The sequence below is a fragment of the Candidatus Nitrosacidococcus tergens genome, assembly GCF_902810445.1.
Taxonomy (GTDB): Bacteria; Pseudomonadota; Gammaproteobacteria; order Nitrosococcales; family Nitrosococcaceae; genus Nitrosacidococcus; species Nitrosacidococcus tergens.
The window spans coordinates 861,819-879,620 of record NZ_LR778175.1 but is presented as its reverse complement, the minus strand read 5'-3'; the positions used below and the strand labels follow the sequence as shown (position 1 = coordinate 879,620).

General features: G+C 38.0%; 13 protein-coding genes. 6 read left to right on the top strand and 7 right to left on the bottom strand.

Annotation, left to right across the window (positions count from 1 at the left end):
- Positions 1-163 precede the first annotated feature (163 nt).
- A complete protein-coding gene (locus tag NSCAC_RS04255) occupies positions 164-1,945 on the bottom strand; it encodes a M61 family metallopeptidase (RefSeq protein WP_197745169.1) in 1,782 nt (593 codons plus the stop codon).
- 15 nt (positions 1,946-1,960) lie between these two features.
- Positions 1,961-3,283, bottom strand: coding sequence for a Na+/H+ antiporter NhaA (gene nhaA / locus NSCAC_RS04250; protein ID WP_197745168.1), 1,323 nt, complete (start codon positions 3,281-3,283; stop codon positions 1,961-1,963).
- A 157-nt stretch (positions 3,284-3,440) separates the two neighbouring features.
- On the opposite strand from nhaA, the gene NSCAC_RS04245 reads away from it, so the two are divergent.
- On the top strand, positions 3,441-4,490 hold the full coding sequence (locus tag NSCAC_RS04245; RefSeq protein WP_197745167.1) for a 3-deoxy-7-phosphoheptulonate synthase: 1,050 nt from the start codon (positions 3,441-3,443) through the stop codon (positions 4,488-4,490).
- 8 nt (positions 4,491-4,498) lie between these two features.
- Here NSCAC_RS04245 and NSCAC_RS04240 read toward each other — a convergent pair whose 3' ends face one another.
- Together NSCAC_RS04240 and acpA are read right to left on the bottom strand one after the other, a co-directional pair.
- Complete coding sequence (locus NSCAC_RS04240) at positions 4,499-5,104, bottom strand: DUF938 domain-containing protein (protein ID WP_197745166.1); 606 nt, start codon at positions 5,102-5,104, stop codon at positions 4,499-4,501.
- A 26-nt stretch (positions 5,105-5,130) separates the two neighbouring features.
- Positions 5,131-6,819, bottom strand: a complete 1,689-nt coding sequence (gene acpA, locus NSCAC_RS04235; protein WP_197745165.1) for an acid phosphatase — start codon at positions 6,817-6,819, stop codon at positions 5,131-5,133.
- A 156-nt stretch (positions 6,820-6,975) separates the two neighbouring features.
- On the opposite strand from acpA, the gene NSCAC_RS04230 reads away from it, so the two are divergent.
- From NSCAC_RS04230 to NSCAC_RS04210, 5 genes are all read left to right on the top strand, one after another.
- Positions 6,976-7,926, top strand: a complete 951-nt coding sequence (locus NSCAC_RS04230; RefSeq protein WP_197745164.1) for a LysR family transcriptional regulator — start codon at positions 6,976-6,978, stop codon at positions 7,924-7,926.
- A gap of 114 nt (positions 7,927-8,040) precedes the next feature.
- Entirely contained in the window at positions 8,041-10,449 is a 2,409-nt protein-coding gene (locus tag NSCAC_RS04225; RefSeq protein ID WP_197745163.1) for a TonB-dependent hemoglobin/transferrin/lactoferrin family receptor, read from the top strand.
- Between the two features lie 183 nt (positions 10,450-10,632).
- On the top strand, positions 10,633-13,005 hold the full coding sequence (locus NSCAC_RS04220) for a TonB-dependent hemoglobin/transferrin/lactoferrin family receptor (RefSeq protein ID WP_197745162.1): 2,373 nt from the start codon (positions 10,633-10,635) through the stop codon (positions 13,003-13,005).
- 76 nt (positions 13,006-13,081) lie between these two features.
- The gene (locus NSCAC_RS04215; RefSeq protein WP_197745161.1) at positions 13,082-13,783 is read left to right on the top strand and encodes a DUF6607 family protein; all 702 of its coding nucleotides are present in this window, start codon (positions 13,082-13,084) and stop codon (positions 13,781-13,783) included.
- A 148-nt stretch (positions 13,784-13,931) separates the two neighbouring features.
- Positions 13,932-14,774: an inositol monophosphatase family protein gene (locus tag NSCAC_RS04210; RefSeq protein ID WP_232085995.1), complete on the top strand. Its 843-nt coding sequence runs from the start codon at positions 13,932-13,934 to the stop codon at positions 14,772-14,774.
- A 4-nt stretch (positions 14,775-14,778) separates the two neighbouring features.
- Here NSCAC_RS04210 and NSCAC_RS04205 read toward each other — a convergent pair whose 3' ends face one another.
- From NSCAC_RS04205 to NSCAC_RS04195, 3 genes are read right to left on the bottom strand one after another with little or no spacing between them, the layout of a single operon-like run.
- The gene (locus NSCAC_RS04205; RefSeq protein WP_197745160.1) at positions 14,779-16,173 is read right to left on the bottom strand and encodes an undecaprenyl-phosphate glucose phosphotransferase; all 1,395 of its coding nucleotides are present in this window, start codon (positions 16,171-16,173) and stop codon (positions 14,779-14,781) included.
- Positions 16,174-16,182: 9 nt separating this feature from the next.
- Positions 16,183-16,923 carry a polysaccharide biosynthesis/export family protein gene (locus tag NSCAC_RS04200; RefSeq protein ID WP_197745159.1) on the bottom strand — a complete coding sequence of 247 codons (741 nt, stop codon included), beginning with the start codon at positions 16,921-16,923 and terminating at the stop codon, positions 16,183-16,185.
- Positions 16,924-16,933: 10 nt separating this feature from the next.
- On the bottom strand, positions 16,934-17,770 hold the full coding sequence (locus tag NSCAC_RS04195; RefSeq protein ID WP_197745158.1) for a polysaccharide biosynthesis/export family protein: 837 nt from the start codon (positions 17,768-17,770) through the stop codon (positions 16,934-16,936).
- Between the last annotated feature and the right edge of the window lie 32 nt (positions 17,771-17,802).

The following is a 17,802-nucleotide window of genomic DNA, read 5'->3' as shown; positions in this document are numbered from 1 at the left end:
CTAAAGCGGTTAGGGTGAGTAGTGCAGTACCAACCAATGTTGGTTTAAGTTGTTATTTTATCACAGAATAATATGAAATCCCCCCAAATCCCTTTCTTGAATAAATACATATGTGCATAGAAATAAATGTCTCTTATGACTGGTTATAATGTAGGCTAAAAAACTAATTAAGCCAAAATTTTTTAGCAATCATTGCCTCTGAAGAAGCCTGTTCGTTAAAACTCAAGATACAGGTATTTTTAGGAGTTGGTTTTAGGACGACTTGAAATACATGTAATACATCTATCCGAAAAGAATGAAATGTGATCGTTGCCCCTACGGGATAGGCAGCAATTAAATTTTCTAAATTCTCTGCAGTGGCTTTAATACCATCTACTGCAATAATGGTATCTCCTGCTGCCATTCCCCCAAGTTGGGCAGCACTATGATCAAAAACTTGACTGATTTTTGCCTCTAGCACTTTGGGTGTTAATTTAATCCCCAGGGTGGCTGAAGGTTGCTCCTCTTTTTTATTTGAGTAATATAACTGATAATGAATACCTACCCATTGAAACAAAGATTCTAAATCTAGATCTTCTGTGCTTCGCAAGGCATGATCAAAAAATGTGCTTAAATCTAATCCAGAAATCCTTTGGGTCATTTGTTCAATACCAATTTCACCTATTTCTGGTAGCCCTTTGCCCGTTTTACCATAGGACTGCCAAAGCACTTTTATCATTGTATCTAAGGAGCATTTTCCTTGGGTATCTCGCCTTAAAGTCAAATCTAAAGCTAGGGCAACTAAAGATCCTTTAGCATAGTAACTCACAATAGCATTAGGGGCATTTTCATCTTGCTGATAGAACTTAGTCCAGGCATCAAAGCTAGAATCAGCTAAATTTTGCTTCAGTCGCCCTGATCCTTGAAGCACTCTAGTAATAGTATGGGAGAGTAAGGACAAATAGCTCTCTGGGCTAATTAACTCTGCACGAACTAAAGCAAGATCATCATAGTAAGAAGTGATTCCTTCAAATACCCATAGTAAGCGGGTATAGTTTTCCTTAGTTAAATCATAGGGGATAAATACAGCAGGTTTAATTCGTTTTACATGCCAGGTATGGAAGTACTCATGGCTACATAAGCCTAAGAAAGTACGATATCCCTCTTTATTAAGAAGGCCAGCTAGCTGCGGAAGATGATCCCGATTGCAGATCAATGCTGATGACGCTCGATGTTCTAGTCCACCATAACTATCCCCTGTTGCTCTAATTAAAAAAACATAGCGTTTCATAGGGGCTGGCTCGCCAAAGAATCGAATATGATGTTCACACAGAATCTTCAAATCTTTGCATAACCGATCCATATCGGTTCGATGATGTCCTGAAATTACAATATCATGGGGTACCCCATCAGCCTGAAAAGTAGCCAAGCTAAATTGCCCCATTTCTACCGGGTGATCAATCAATTCTTCATAATTATCTGCCTGATAATTTCCAAAATCATAAGGCTTTGCCCCTGCGGTTTGAAAAGCAGTGGCTACTTTCCACTGACTATAAGACTCACCTATAGGAGGGGAAATGGTGATTTCACAGGGTTGATTTTCCTGCCCAGTCACTTGAAGAAAGACACTACTCCCATTAAAAAACCCTCGAAAAGTATCTAAATAAGCGGTACGCACTGAATCATCCCAAGCATAAACTTCATAAATCACTCTAAGAGGTGCAGAGACCGGAATGCATTGCCACGTAGATTTATCTATTTTTTCTATGGCTATAAGTTGCCCTTGAGATTCTGCTTTAAGTTGTATCACATGTTTTGCAAAATCTCGAATTAAATAACTCCCCGGAATCCAAGCAGGGAGTAACAATTTTTGCCCTTCAGGATCAGGTTTTAAAATAGTTAAGGTAATTTCAAATAAATGAGCTTGGAGATTTTTAGGGTAAATATGATAATGAATATCTGCCATAATTAATCTTAAGTACTAAGATTTGCGAGCGATTTGATAAAGCCAGCCTAATCCTATGATTGCAGAAAGGAAAGAGGCAAGAAAAATACCTAGTTTCGCCTGCTCTATATGGTTTATACTCGTAAAAGAGAGCTGGCTAATAAACAAAGACATAGTAAAGCCAATGCCGCCAAGCCATGCCATCCCAAAAAAATGCTGCCAAGCAACTCCGGACGGTAACCTTCCCCACCCTCGATGAACTGTAATCCAACTGAAAAGACTAATCCCAATAAATTTACCTAAGGCTAGCCCAAACATCACCCCTAAAGTTACATTTTCTGAGAACAAATCAGACCAAGTAATTTGGCTTAAATCAATCCCTGCATTAGCAAGAGCAAAAATAGGCACAATACCAAAACTAACCCAAGGATTAAGAAAATTTGCCATTCGTTTTAATGGGCTTTGGGTAACAATCCCAGTATCGATTATTTCTGAAATAGACTGATCAAGTTCTGAGTAAGATAAGTCTTTTTTATTTTTTATTTTAGAAAAATCACCAGTCTTCTGTTCAAAATCTTTAATATCCTTAGAGCCATAAATAGGAATAGCCATAGCCAGTAAAATACCTGCAACGGTTGCATGTACTCCAGATAACAACATAGCGTACCAAAGCACCACTCCTACTATTAGGTAAGGAATTAGATTTTTAATTCCGCTTAGATTAAAAAATAACAACAATAAAAATAAAAATCCTGCAGATAATAAGGCATGGGTATTAATAGCGTCAGTATAAAAAAGAGCAATGACTACCACGGCACCAAGATCATCGGCAATCGCTAAGGCAGTTAAAAATACAATGAGATTTTTAGGAATGCGATCTCCAAGTAAAGTTAAAATACCCACTGCAAAAGCAATGTCAGTAGCTACTGGAATACCCCAACCCGATATAGCTGAAGTACCTGTATTAAATCCTGTATAAATACACGCAGGAACAACCATGCCACCAAGAGCGGCAATAACAGGTAGTAAAGCGTTTTTGAATGAGGAAAGCTCTCCTACTAATATTTCATATTTAAGTTCTAGTCCTACGAATAAAAAGAAAAAGAACATCAGCCCATCATTCACCCAATAATGCCATGAGAGCTTTAGACTAACCCCTTGGCTGGCTAAAATCTCTAGAGACTGATCCCAGAAATGATAGATTGCTTCTTCCCCTAGCCAAGTGGATAAAACTAAAGCAAAAATAGTAGCAATAATTAAGATAATACCCCCAGATGTGGGGCGTTGGAGAAACGCTTTAATGGGTAGTAAAATGCAATTATAAAAAGATTCCAAAGGATAAGGGGTATTTTTCATCATAAATCATTATTTTTTAATTAATTCAAACCTGAAAATTTATACCAATCACTCTATACTATAAGCCTTTAACGTCAAAGACTAATTTATCCTAAGGAGTAAAGATCTATTTTTTTAGCATTTTTAACAAAAATGCAAAGCAATAAATCTAAGATAATTCATGAACTTTCCTACTGAAAATTTACGTATTAAAGAAATAAAAGAGCTTATTCCACCTTCTCAACTTCAGGCGGAGTTGCCCATTACTTATGAAGCAGCAACAACCGTCCATCAAACCCGACAAGAAATTCAACAAATTCTTAAAGGTGAAGACGATCGGGTTATTGTTATTGTTGGACCTTGCTCTATTCACGATGCTAAATCTGCTTGGGAATATGCTGAGAGGCTTAAGCAGTTAAAAACTAAACTAAAAGATAATTTATTAGTGATTATGCGGGTTTATTTTGAAAAACCCAGATCTACCGTAGGTTGGAAGGGATTTATTAATGATCCCCATTTAAACGATAGTTTTCAAATTAATGAAGGATTACATTTAGCACGTAAACTTTTACTTGATCTGGCTTCAGCTGGCATACCTGCGGCTACTGAATTTTTAGATTTAATTAGTCCCCAATATGTAGCCGATTTAATCTCATGGGGTGCGATTGGTGCTAGAACTATTGAAAGCCAAGTTCATCGTGAATTGGCCTCTGGACTTTCTTGTCCTGTAGGATTTAAAAATGCAACCAACGGCAGTCCAGATCCTGCTATCGCCGCTATTTTATCTGCTTCGAAACCTCACCATTTTCTTTCTGTCACTCGAGAAGGTCACTCTGCAATTGTTTCTACGACAGGTAATTCTGATTGCCATCTTATTCTACGAGGTGGAAAAGCCCCCAACTATGATAGAGAGAGTATTGATAGTACAGCTAAAAAATTGGCTAAGGCAGGACTTGTCCCTCAAGTTATGATTGACTGTAGCCATGGTAATAGCGGTAAGGATCCTCAACAACAAATTCAAGTGGCTAAAAACGTAGCAGCACAGATATCCGCAGGAGATCGGCGTATTACTGGCGCTATGCTAGAGAGTCACTTAATCCCCGGTCGCCAAGATATTGTTCTAGGACAACCGCTTACCTATGGACAAAGCATTACTGATGCCTGTATGGGTTGGGAAGAAAGTGCAGATATTCTCCATGAATTTGCGCATAGTGTGGCAAAACGAAGGTAAGTAAAATACTAAGTAAATTTCTGCCAAACTAGCAATTGATTATTTGCCGGCATGGCATAATCTTGTTGCAAGGATAATCCTACAGTCTGTGCCAACTTATTTACAGCTTCAAAATCTCGGATACCTTGTTTAGGGTTCCGGGATTTTAACCAAGTATCAAATTGTTCATTACTGGCACTAGTATAGGCATTATGATAGCGAAATGGTCCATAAATACATAAAATCCCATTGGATTTTAATATTTTTCCTACCCTTTTAAAGAAATTCTGTACCTCTTCCCAAGCACAAATATGCAAAGTATTAGCACTAAAAATACTTTCTATAGTAGAGACTGACCAAGGATTCTGTGCCACATTTAGAGTGATAGGATCATATAAATTTGTAGATGATCCTAATATACTTAAGTTTTCCTTTAAAATTTCTACAGATTCAGTATCTTTTTCACTTGGATGCCAAATTAAATATGGCAATTGCCTACTAAAATAGGCAGCATGTTGTCCGGTTCCACTGCCTATTTCCAAGACTTCACTTGTATTTTTAAGAACGACCTGAAGCCGCTCTAAAATAGGCTGCTTATTATTTTCACAAGCTTGGGAAAAATACTTTATTTGCATACAAAGCAATAAAAAATTAAAAGAAATTAGGCTTTCAAATCAAGAGCATTCGTTAAATCTCCAGGTGCAGCGGTGCCCGCTGCCTCCATTGCTTGATCCCGTCTAATAATTCCGGGTAGCGGCTCAAGCCCAAATCGTATATTTAAAAATCGTTGTATTGACCCTGTATCATAAATTGTATGATCTACAAATCCTTTTTTAGCAAATGGGGATATCACTATCGCTGGAATTCTAGTACCTGGCCCCCAACGATCCCCTTTAGGAGGTGATATATGATCCCAAAATCCCCCATTCTCATCAGGTAAAACCAAAATTAACATATGCTCCCATTGAGGACCTTGTTTAAGGGTATGGATAATATTATCAATATGAAAATCCCCAGAATCTACATCTGCATAACCCGGGTGCAGGCTTAAGCTACCTTGGGGTTTATAAAATGCCACTTGAGGTAAATTACCCGATTCTGCATCAGCTAAAAATCTATTAGCACGAGAACTATTTCCTATCCCTCCATCTCGTAGATGATTTTTTCTATCCTTAGTACCTGGAGCATAGCGCTTAAAATAGTTAAAAGGTTGATGATGGTATTGGAAATTTGGTGCTTCTGGAAAATTAGTATGAATACCATTAAATCCCTTACCCTCTAGTGCCATTTGAAATCCACCTCCATACCAAGCCCATGAGATACCAGCATCAGTTAAGCGATCCCCAATGGTCGCATGGTGTTGTGGCGGAAGGACTGCTGAACTATTCCGTTTAGTTAAGTGGGGATTTTTTTTATCCGCACCTATAGCTGAAGGCATATAAGGTGGCTCCATTGCATTGACACAATAAAAATCAGGAGTCAGCGATCCTATTTGAGAAAATTTTAAAGTTCCTTTTATAGGATTTAAAGGGGAATGTTTATCTAGTATAGGATGAATCCCATGTGCGTGATTACCCTTAATCAGGGTAATTTTATTTTTAGCGATACTCCAATCAGCGTTAGGGTAAAGTGGTGGCTGTGCAGCAATTAAATATTGATGTGCTAAAAAAGAACCTCCAAAGCTACCCATAAACCAGCGATCACATAGGGTATTTTCTTGGGCAAGCTGCCACATTTTTAAATTAGAATCGGTAGTTGCGTATCGAGCCATAGGTAAGGCACCACTATCGCTGTAAGCGACGAACATGTCATTACGCCCCCCATTAATTTGCAGCTGATTACGGTAAAATTCATGAACTAAGTCACGATGAATCACACTATGGGGTAATGGGTTGCCTTCTTCATCTGTTAAAATCCATGGAGCATTAGGAAGCGTATTGTTAAAATCTTGTAAAAGTTGGTATTTACGATCTCCTACAACTTGTTCATAGGGCACAAGACCTTTCCATATAGGAGGTAATCGCTTTAGTATATCTCCATTAATGTCCCGTTGAACTAAAAGCTCAGGAGGCATACTTGCGAGCGGATCTAGCAGTCCTGGGAAATCAGCAAATAAGCTATTAAATGAGTGATTTTCAAAATAAATGACAACTACATTATGAATTATCTCCTCTAGACGCTTCTGAATCGCCTGTTCAGTGCGGAATGTAGATGTACGAACAAAAGGAGAATGCCCAGTAGCAAATAGTGCTCCCGTTGCTGCTATTAGCTTTAATACTTTACGCCGCTCGGGATCCCTAAGAGAATTGTTATCATTAAAGCGTAGGCTCTCTTTAAAAATGTTTTCCACCACTAAGAGCTTTTAAGTATCTTATTCATTTTCTTCATCTTAATTTATTATTTATTATGAGAGAGGTGTAAAAATCTAATAAAACAGTAAAGATAAAGTAGTATAGAAAATTAGAAATAAATGCTAATGAAGGTGAACACTCACCCTTAATTCACTATGTTTATTGAGTTACGTCATTTAAAAACCTTATTAAGCCTTCACGAGCATGGTAGTGTAAGTAAGGCCGCTGATCATTTGCATCTGACCCAGTCAGCAATTTCTCATCAATTGAAATCCCTAGAAGATTATTTTGATTGTCCTCTATTTATTAGAAAAAGTTACCCACTACAATTTACTTCAGCGGGTATGCACTTATTGGAGTTGGCTACATCTATTTTACCTCAAGTAGAATCTACAGAGCGAGATTTAATTGGAATGGCTCAAGGGCAGCTTGAACGACTGCATATTGCAGTAGAATGCCATAGTTGCTTTCAATGGCTTCTACCTGCTATGAATAAATTTCGTACCCAATGGCCTAAGATAGAGATGGATCTCTCCCTTGGTTTTAGTTTTGAGCCGCTACCTGCCCTACGACGGGGCAATATTGATTTAGTCATTACCTCTGATCCAGTAGATCATCCAGATATTAGTTATGAGCCTCTATTTCAATTTCAAGGAGTATTAGTAGTTTCCCCCATTCATCCTTTAAGTAGAAAATCTTGGGTTGATCCTGCTGATCTTAAAAATGAAATCCTAATCACCTACCCTGTGGAAAAACACCGATTAAGTATTTACACTCATTTTTTAGATCCTGCGAGGATTAATCCTGCTGGACGTAGAACTGCAGAGCTTACCCTAATGATTCTACAGCTGGTTGTAAGTAATCGAGGTGTCACTGTACTACCTAATTGGGCAATTGTAGATGAGCTTGCCCGAGAGGAAGTTAAGTCTCTTAGTTTAGGCAAAGAAGGGCTATGGGCAACCCTATATGCTGCTATGCGTACTAAAGAAAGAGAATTTCATGCCATGAAAAGTTTTACCCAACTAGCTAGAGATACCTGTTTTAAACATTTGTCAGGTATTCTACCCGTATCTCATGAACATTATTCTCGCCATACAATATTTTAATCTTGACTTTCCAAAAATCGATTCTATACATAATTAATTAATATAAATAAAATTAATTATCATTTGTATTAATTAAATTATTCTAATAAATAATATGATTTCAAAGGAAATAGCATGGATAAAATATTACGAATAATAATGATTTATACTATGTTTACAGCAGCATCTGCATTTTCAGCGAATGCAGATGATAAATCAGAAGCAAAAGTTAAAGTCTTAACTAAAAAAAATAAAGATTCGAAAAAAGCGACAAAGAATCAAGAAAAAAAGTTAGAAAATATCAAAGTAACTTCGCCAGCACCGGAACCGGCACCCCTCTCATCCATTAAGATGGATGTGCCAGGAACCACTTCAACTATTGGTCGCACGCAGATGGATCAGCAAATGGATCTTACCATTCGTGATCTTGTTCGCTATGAGCCTGGGGTATCTGCTATTGGTACTGCGGGGCGATTTGGGTTAGATAGTTTTAATATTCGAGGTCTATCGGGTAACCGCACCTACATGGAAATGGATGGAGTGCCTATGCCGGATTCCTTTGGTGCAAATATTGCTGGAGGTGGCTTTCGTGGCGGACGAGATTTTATTAACTTAGATCAGCTCAGAGAAGTTGAAATTATTCGAGGTCCTGCCTCAGCCTTATATCCCTCCTCTGCTCTAGGCGGATCAGTCGTTTTTAGAACTAAGGATCCTGTTGATTATCTAAAGGATGATCAACTGTTAGGTGGATTTATTAAAGAGCAATACGATAGTGCAGATGGTAGCTTTTCTACCACCGCTTCTCTTGCGGCAGGCAACCAAGAACATAGCTTTTTACTGACTGGAAACCATCGTATCGGTCACCAACTTGCAAATATGGGTACGGTGGGAGGTAGTGGAGCAACCCGCACTTTACCTGATCCGTTGCAATATCATATTGAAAGTTTGAATGCAAAATATGTTCACAATGCAGAGGGTCGTAAGGATCTAGCAATATTTGATGTAGTGCAGCAATTTACAAATACTAATGATTTAAGTCAGTTAGTACCAGATCCAGGTGGGGTTACTCCAAATTTTTACCATTCTCAAGACAGTAGTACCCGAATTCGTGGAAGTGCAGGACAAGAGTATTCTAAACTCGACTCTATCTTTGCAAACAGACTTGATTGGACTGCTTATTGGCAGCAGAATCAAACCAAAAACAATACTCAAACTGATGCTGACGTGGGATCTAGCACAGGACTCATCGATCGGTTTTTTAACACACTGCCGCTACGAGAAACAGTGGTTGGAGGTAAGCTATTAGCTACTAAAGTATTTAGTGATCAAGATAGCCCGATTTACCATCAGTTTAGTTATGGTACTCAGATCTGGGTAACCCATGATGAATCTTCTGCTTCAGGTTACGGGGTGAATACCCTCACGGGAGCCACGGGTAGCAGTATGGAATTTTTACCAGGAAATTATCCTATGCACCTGATTCCAAGCAGTGATACCTATCGTTATCAGCTATTTGGGGAATATAAAATTGAGTTATTTGATCGTAGTTTAGTCCTGACTCCAGGGCTAAGAGAAGAATATTACAGTTACCAGCCAGAAAATGACATTTTATACCAACGGTTTAATCCTGTGTTTGCGAAACAAAACTATAATGTCAACCATCTTTCCCCTAAATTTGGACTGCTTTGGCACTTTAATAAAGAAATGAGTATTTACACTAACTATGCAAATGGCTTTAGACCTCCATTATTTAGTGATATTGCCGGCGGATGGGGTGAATCAGGACCTGGGTTTAATATTGGCTTTTTACCCAATCCAGATCTTAAAGCTGAATCTAGTCAGAATATAGAAATTGGAATTCGTGGCGAGGGCAAGCCCGGTTGGTTTAATGTAGCTGCTTATTATAATAGCTATGACAATTTCATATGGCAAGGATTTGCACTATCACCCTCAGCAGTACCTTCGTGGGCAACCCAAGGTATCACAGGGTCAGGTGCTAATTTGTTTTTCCAAACTGTAAACGCCTCTAAAGCATGGATTCAAGGGGTGGAAGTTAGCGGCTTGCTACAGCTTGGTGCCTTTAGTGATTCATTAAAAAACTGGTCTTTACGGGGCAATGCGGTGAGAACGGCTGGGCAACTTATTGAACCAGGTAATAATTTTTATTCACCCCTAAATACAGTTGATCCAGCTAAGTTAGTCGCTAGTGTTAATTACAACACTGCTACATGGGGTGCTCAATTAGTTGGTACATTAGTACATCAGCACTCACAGCTAAGTGACCCAAGTTTTTTTAGACCCCCAGGATATGGCATTATGGATTTTTTCGTCCACTACACCCCAGTTGAAAATTTAACACTATTTTTTGGCGCAAGTAATCTCACTGATGCTAAATACTGGGATTGGGGAAATCTAAACAGCGGGATATTAGGTAATTTTCTTAGCGGTAATGGGGCTAATGATGCAGGTACTGGTGGTATACCTGCTGATCGTCTTACCATGCCAGGTAGAACCTTTTCCGGGACTGTTCAATTTCTTTTTTAGTAAAATTTAATAATTATCATTTGAACTTTAATTATTATTAAAATATTTTTTATATTTTATTTTATTCTTGACTTTTAAAAGAATGGTTCTATACTCTGTTTCTTATACGAATGATAATTAGTTGCATTTGTATTAAAAAGCTTTTCTAATAAAAAATGCCGATCATGAAGAAAAAGAAATGGTATGGATACAATATTACGGATAGTAACAATTTGTGCTGTATTTACAACAGCTCCTGTACTTTCATCAGATAAATTAGAAAATAAAGATTCAGAGACGGAAAATAGTCAAACAAAAAAACTTTCAAAAATGAAGATAACTGCTCAGCCCCATGAAGCTGCACCCCTTTCATCTATTAAATTAGATACTCCAGGGACAACTTCTATCATTGGCCGTACGCAAATGGATCAGCAAATGGATCTTACTATCCGTGATCTTGTTCGCTATGAGCCTGGGGTATCTGCTATTGGTACTGCGGGGCGATTTGGTTTAGATAGTTTTAATATTCGGGGGCTATCGGGTAACCGCACCTACATGGAAATGGATGGAGTGCCTATGGCAGACTCTTTTGGTGGAGGCATTGCTGGAGGCGGTTTTCGTGGAGGTCGAGATTTTATTAACTTAGATCAGCTTAAAGAAGTTGAAATTATTCGAGGTCCTGCCTCAGCCTTATACCCTTCTTCTGCTCTGGGAGGATCAGTACTCTTTAAAACGAAAGATCCTGCAGATTATTTAAAAGATGATCAGCTCATCAGTGGGCTTATTAAAGAGCAGTATGACAGTGCTGATGGCAGTTTCTCTACCACCGCTTCTCTTGCTACAGGTAATCAGGAGCATGGTTTTTTACTGACGGGAAACCATCGTATCGGTCATCAGCTTGCAAATATGGGTACGGTGGGAGGTGTCGGTGCAACTCGCACTTTACCCGATCCCATGCATTATGATATTAAAAGCTTAAATGCAAAATATGTCCATAATGCAGATGGTCGTAGGGATTTTGCAATTTTTGACATTGTAGATCAGCATACAAATACTACTGGTTTAAGCCAGCTAGTAACCAATAGGGCAGGGTTTACTCCAAATTTTTACAATTCTCAAGACAGTAGTACCCGAGTTCGTGGAAGTGCAGGGCAAGAATATTCTAAGCTCGACTCTATCTTTGCCAATAGGCTTAATTGGACCGCTTATTGGCAGCAAAGCCAAACTAGAAATGATACCCAAACTGACACTGATACTGGGGACAGTTCAGGAACTATTGATCGATTTTTCAATACAACCCCATTACGGGAAACAGTGGTTGGCGGAAAGTTAGTAGCTACTAAAGTGTTTAGTGATCAAGATAGCCCAATTTACCATCAATTTAATTACGGTACTCAGATCTGGGTAACGAATGCTAAGTCCTCTGCTACAGGCTATGGAGTGAATACCCTCACGGGAGCCACCGGCAGCGGTATGGATTTTTTACCTGGCACTTATCCCATGCATTTGATTCCAGAGAGTAATACTTACCGATATCAGTTATTTGGGGAATATAAAATCGAGCTATTTGATCGTAGCTTGGTGATTACTCCAGGGCTAAGAGAAGAATATTATAGTTATCAGCCAGAAGATGATGTGATGTATCGGCGTTTTAATCCTATGTTTGCAAAAAAAGACTACACTGTAAACCATCTTTCCCCTAAATTTGGACTGCTTTGGCACTTTAATAAAAAATTTAGTCTTTACACTAACTACGCAAATGGCTTTAGACCTCCATTGTTCAGTGATATTTCTGGAGGCTGGAGTGAACAAGCAGGACCTGGGTTTAATATTGGCTTTTTACCCAACCCAGATCTTAAAGCAGAAACCAGTCAGAATATGGAAATTGGAATTCGTGGAGAGGGAGATCTAGGCTGGTTTAATGTAGCCACTTACTACAATAGCTATGATAATTTTATGTGGCAAGGCTATGCTCTCCCCCCCTCGGCAGTACCTTCGTGGGCGTCTCAAGCCATCACAGGTGCTGGCACTAACCTGTTTTTCCAAACTGTAAACGCCTCTAAAGCATGGATTCAAGGGGTGGAACTCAGTGGCTTATTACAGCTTGGTACTTTCAGCGACTCATTAAGAAATTGGTCTTTACGGGGCAATGCGGTGAGAACAGCTGGGCAGCTTATTGAACCGGGTAATGATTTTTATTCACCCCTAAATACAGTTGATCCGGCTAAGTTAGTCGCTAGCCTCGACTACACTACCTCTAAATGGGGTGCTCAATTAGTTGGTACATTAGTACATAAACATGAAAAATTGAGTGATCCTAGTTTCTTCCTTCCCCCAGGATATGGCATTATGGATTTTTTTGTCCACTACACCCCGGTTGAGAATTTAACACTATTTTTTGGCGCAAATAATCTTACTAATGCCAAATACTGGGATTGGGGAAATTTAAATAGCGGAGTACTTGGTAATTTTCTTAGCGGTAATGGGGCTAATGATGCAGGTACAGGCGGCCTACCGGCAGATCGCCTGACCATGCCGGGTAGAACCTTTACTGGAACTGTTCAATTTACTTTTTAGAAGAAATTAATAATTATCATTTACATTTAGTTTTTAATTTGATATATTATTTAAAGTGAAATATATAGGAGCTATTATGATACGTCACTACCATATATTGACATTAGCGACCATGATTGGAGGGGGAGTAAGTGTTGCTTTAGCACAAGAAACTACCCCTAAGGAAATGAGTAATGTAGAGAATATTTCAGGATGTTTTGATGTCACTTATCGTTTTATTGAAGATGGAGTGCATGATATGTTCTCTAAACAGCACAAGCAAGAATTGAACACGCCTAGTAGAGAGTGGATTAGCTTTAAGGAAAAAGAAGGTGAAAAGAACACATTCATTCTACAACATGTAACTTTTAGTAGAGAAGAAAAAGAACCTCAATCTCATTTCCACGAAATATGGAAATACCATCCTAATACAGGGAGCTGGACTCAAGAAGTTAGAAGTCAGGCCTATGGGAGCGAAAAAACTGAACTAAGATACCAATGCACTGCCTCTTGGAATATGAATCAATGGCAGTGTCATTCAACCAATGAAGCTGGAAAACCCTTTAGAGATAATGGTGCTCCTTTTGGCTTTAAGCGCACTGATTATGATCATTTAAATCGAAACAATTCGATATTAGTTACTCCTAACGGCTGGGTTCAAAGTGAGCAGAACAAAAAAATTTCTGCTTCAGGGGCGGTGGCTGCTTATGAATTAGGATGGATCACTTATCAACGACTTGAGGATGGATTTTGCGAAACAGCAATTAAACCTTATCCAAGAGAAATTGCGACTAAATAACGACCATAGCTAACGCTAAATTGCACTTCACTTACACTGGATTCTGTTTTAAAGAACTCCGCTTACGTAAGTCCCCGAAAAGCTCTATCCTCCTAGGGTTTTTCGGGTTTTTTTTTAGCTTTTCTTTATCTCTATATGCTGTAACATAGTGAATAGTTCACTATTTCGATATATTAAAAATAAATTAGCTATCACCATGTATCCTGATCTAGATCAACTACGCCAAATTGTTATTAATACGGCACAAGAGCATCTGCCTCACCGATTTGCAACGATTAAAAGCCGATGGAAAGCCGATGGTAGTTTGCTCACTGAAGCAGATTTAATCATGCAAAAGCAAATTAATGAATCGCTTACTACCTATTGGCCTCAATTTGCTTTTCTAGGTGAGGAGATGGATGAAATCCAACAAACTCAACTACTCTTAGATACCACTCAAGGGGTTTGGTGCTTAGATCCTCTCGATGGTACTCGAAATTTTGCTGCAGGAATTCCCTGCTTCAGCGTTTCTTTAGCTTTAATCGTTAAGCAAGAAGTAGTGATAGGGATAGTTTATGATCCTTTACGAGATGAGTGTTTTAGTGCACAAAAAAATCAAGGGGCTTGGGTAAATGAAAAAGTACTAGGGGAAATCTATCCCCATGAACCACTTAACAATGGCATTGGTTTAATTGACTTAAAACGATTACCTGCAGGGCTTGCAGCTAGGTTAGCAACCTGTCCTCCCTATAGCTCTCAGCGAAGTTTAGGATCAGTAGCGTTAGATTGGTGTTGGCTCGCTGCAGGCAGAGGTCATGTTTATCTTCATGGTAGACAAAAAATATGGGATTATGCAGCAGGAAGTTTGATTTTGAAAGAAGCAGGTGGTTATGCCACTACTCTATTAGGAGAATCCGTATTTAAACCCACACTTCAACCACGATCTGCAGTAGCTGCCTTAAAAAAAGAATTTTTTGATGAATGGATCGCTTGGTTAGGAATTAATTTATAGTTACTCAATAGGCGTTCCGATGAATAAATCCCTTATAAAGGGTAGTTAAGATAATTTTCATATCAAACCAAAAAGACCAGTTTTCAATGTAGTAAAGATCATACTCTACTCGTTTTTTCATTTTTTCAAGAGTATCTGTTTCTCCTCGCCAGCCATTGATTTGTGCCCATCCTGTAATACCTGGTTTAATTTTATGTCGTTGCATATAGCCACCAATAAGCTGTTTATATTCATCATTATGCTCTATGGCATGAGGTCTAGGTCCTACTATGGACATGGTTCCTTCTAGCACATTAAAAAATTGAGGAAGCTCATCAAGACTTGTCTTTCTTAAAAAAGCACCAAAAGGAAAAATTCTTGAATCACCCTTAGTTGCTTGGGTTACTTTCCTTTCTTCCTTGTGAATATGCATGGAACGGAATTTATACATAGTAATTGGAGCTGCCCCTAATCCATGCCTCTTCTGCTTAAAAATAATAGGTCCTGGAGAGCTCAATTTAATCCCTATGGCAATCACCAATAACAGGGGGCTAATTAAAAGCACAATTAAGAATGCTAGTACTTTATCTTCTATGTCTTTAACAAAAATATTAATACCTGTAATAGGCGTAGCGGATAAATTTAAGACAGGCAAACCAGCAATTTCAGAAATAGAATAATTAAGCAGATAAAAATCGTAGATATTTGGTATTAGACAAAGATCCACCGTTGAGTGATGTAAATTTTGGATAAACTCTTTAATTAACTCACCTTCTTCAAAGGAGATAGCAATCCACGCTTGGCTAATTTTCTCCCGCTCAATAAAATTAGCAGCCTCTTTAATATGCCCTACTACAGGTAAATTAAACTCATTTTCAAATACTTCCGGGTTCTCACAAAAAAAACCAATAATCTCAATACTTAACCAAGGCGAAGACTGAATTCGTTCAATCACTTCTAAGCTAGATTTTAGAGATCCTACTAGGATAATTTGCTTTCGATAGAATCTCTGATCAATAAACCATTTTGAAGATAAATGCCAAAAAAATCGCTCTGCTAATAATCCTCCCCAACCTATGACTGCCCACAGTAACGCCCAGCCTCTGGAAAATTTATCTCCTGTCTTCGTAATAAAGGCAATTAAAATTAAAGCGAGTAAAACACTCCCCCAACCTAAAATGATGGATTTAAACCCATCTAAAACAGAATCTTTATGCCATAATTTAAACTCATATAAACCAAATTGGGGGAACACGATTGCAGTAAGCAAAGTACTCACGCCCACGACAAAATAATATTCTGATGCAAGCAACCAAGTTCCCAAATACATTCTGTAGGCAAAACAAGCAGCAGCAAAAATAACTAATGCGTCATAAACAAAAAGTAAGCTTTGTTGTTGGTAAGGGTATTTTATTGCCATTTAGATTAGCTAAAAAAATGCAGCAGGACTTACAAATATATGAAAAAATCTGGTGAGTTCATCCCAAAATACATCAAACCTACTTTGATTCACAATCACAACATCATTAGCATGAATTTGAGGATCTATTGCTGTTTGACTACGAATTTCGTTCACATTATAAAAAGACATCTGCCTATTTCCTTTAATAGTGCGAATTAAACCTACCTTTGATAAATCTGCAAACTCTCCCTCTCCTTGAGCAGCAGAAATAGCTTGTACAAGTGTAGTGGGTCCTTCAATAGGATAAAGTCCCGGTTTTTTCACTTCTCCAGCGACCGTAAACCGCTTACTGATATGTTCTACAATAGACACGCTTACTTGAGGATTTTGTAAATATTTCTCTCCTAGGATTTTGGTAATATTGGCTTCTAGCTCGTCTGGAGTGAGTCCAGCTGCCTGAATAGAGCCAATTAAGGGTAAAGATATTGTGCCTCCATTATCTACTACAATTTCTTCTTCAGAAATTTCTTCCACCTGAAATACATCTACACTTAATACATCAGAAGGACCAATTTGGTAATCATGCTGATTTAGCGACTTTTCTAAATTTGTAATAGACAATTTTGATTTATCTGCAATAAAATCAGTATAGATAGTTGCTTTTTCTGTTTCAATGTGACTACTTAAGGATTTTTTCTGATAAGTATTGTGTGTACCACAAGAGATCAGAAATAAAGATACAAAAAAACAAGAAAAAATAGCTCTCATAAAGATATTTTTATCTAAAAATATTACCAGATGGATTAAAGAATACCCCAAAAAATCTAGTAATTTTCCTCCAAACCGCTTTACCAGCATCTTTACTTACCACAATCACATCATTAGCATGAATTTCAGGATCTACTTCTTTTTGATCACGGATTGCATTTATATTGTAAATATTGATTTTTTTACTACCCGCCACGGTGCGAATAAGCCCTACTTGGGATAAATTCCCATAATATTCTTCCCCTTCAGCAATAGAAATAGCCTCTAGTAAAGTGGTGGGTCCTTGAATAGGATAAAGTCCAGGCTTTTTGACCTCTCCAGCGACAGTAAATCGTTTGCTAATATGTTCTACCACAGACACACTCACTTGAGGATTTTGTAAGTATTTTTCCCCTAAAATCCTTTCCAATTCTATCTCAAGTTCTTTAGCCGTTAATCCTTCCACCGTAATTGATCCTACAAGTGGAAGAGACAGTTTTCCGTTGTTACCTACTCTAATTTCTTTTTTAGAAATTTCTTCTACCTGAAATACATTCACCCTAAGTAAATCAGAAGGACCGATTTGTTGATCATACTGATTTAAAACATCTTCACTATCATTAATAGGTAAATTTTCTGAATTAGGATCCATGATAGGTAATTCTTCTAATTTAAGAATATCTGCATCTTTAGTAGTTACTTCAGGAATAGACTCAACAGAGATTTGTTCAAATTTAGGTTCAGATTGGGCAGCTATTTTTTCTGATTTTTCATACCTACTTACTGATCCCCCTTGATAAGCATTGTGCACACCACAAGCAGTTAAAAATATAGAAATCAATAAATAGGGGAAAATAAGTCGAATCACTATTAAAAAATTAAATAAAAATAAACAGTAGC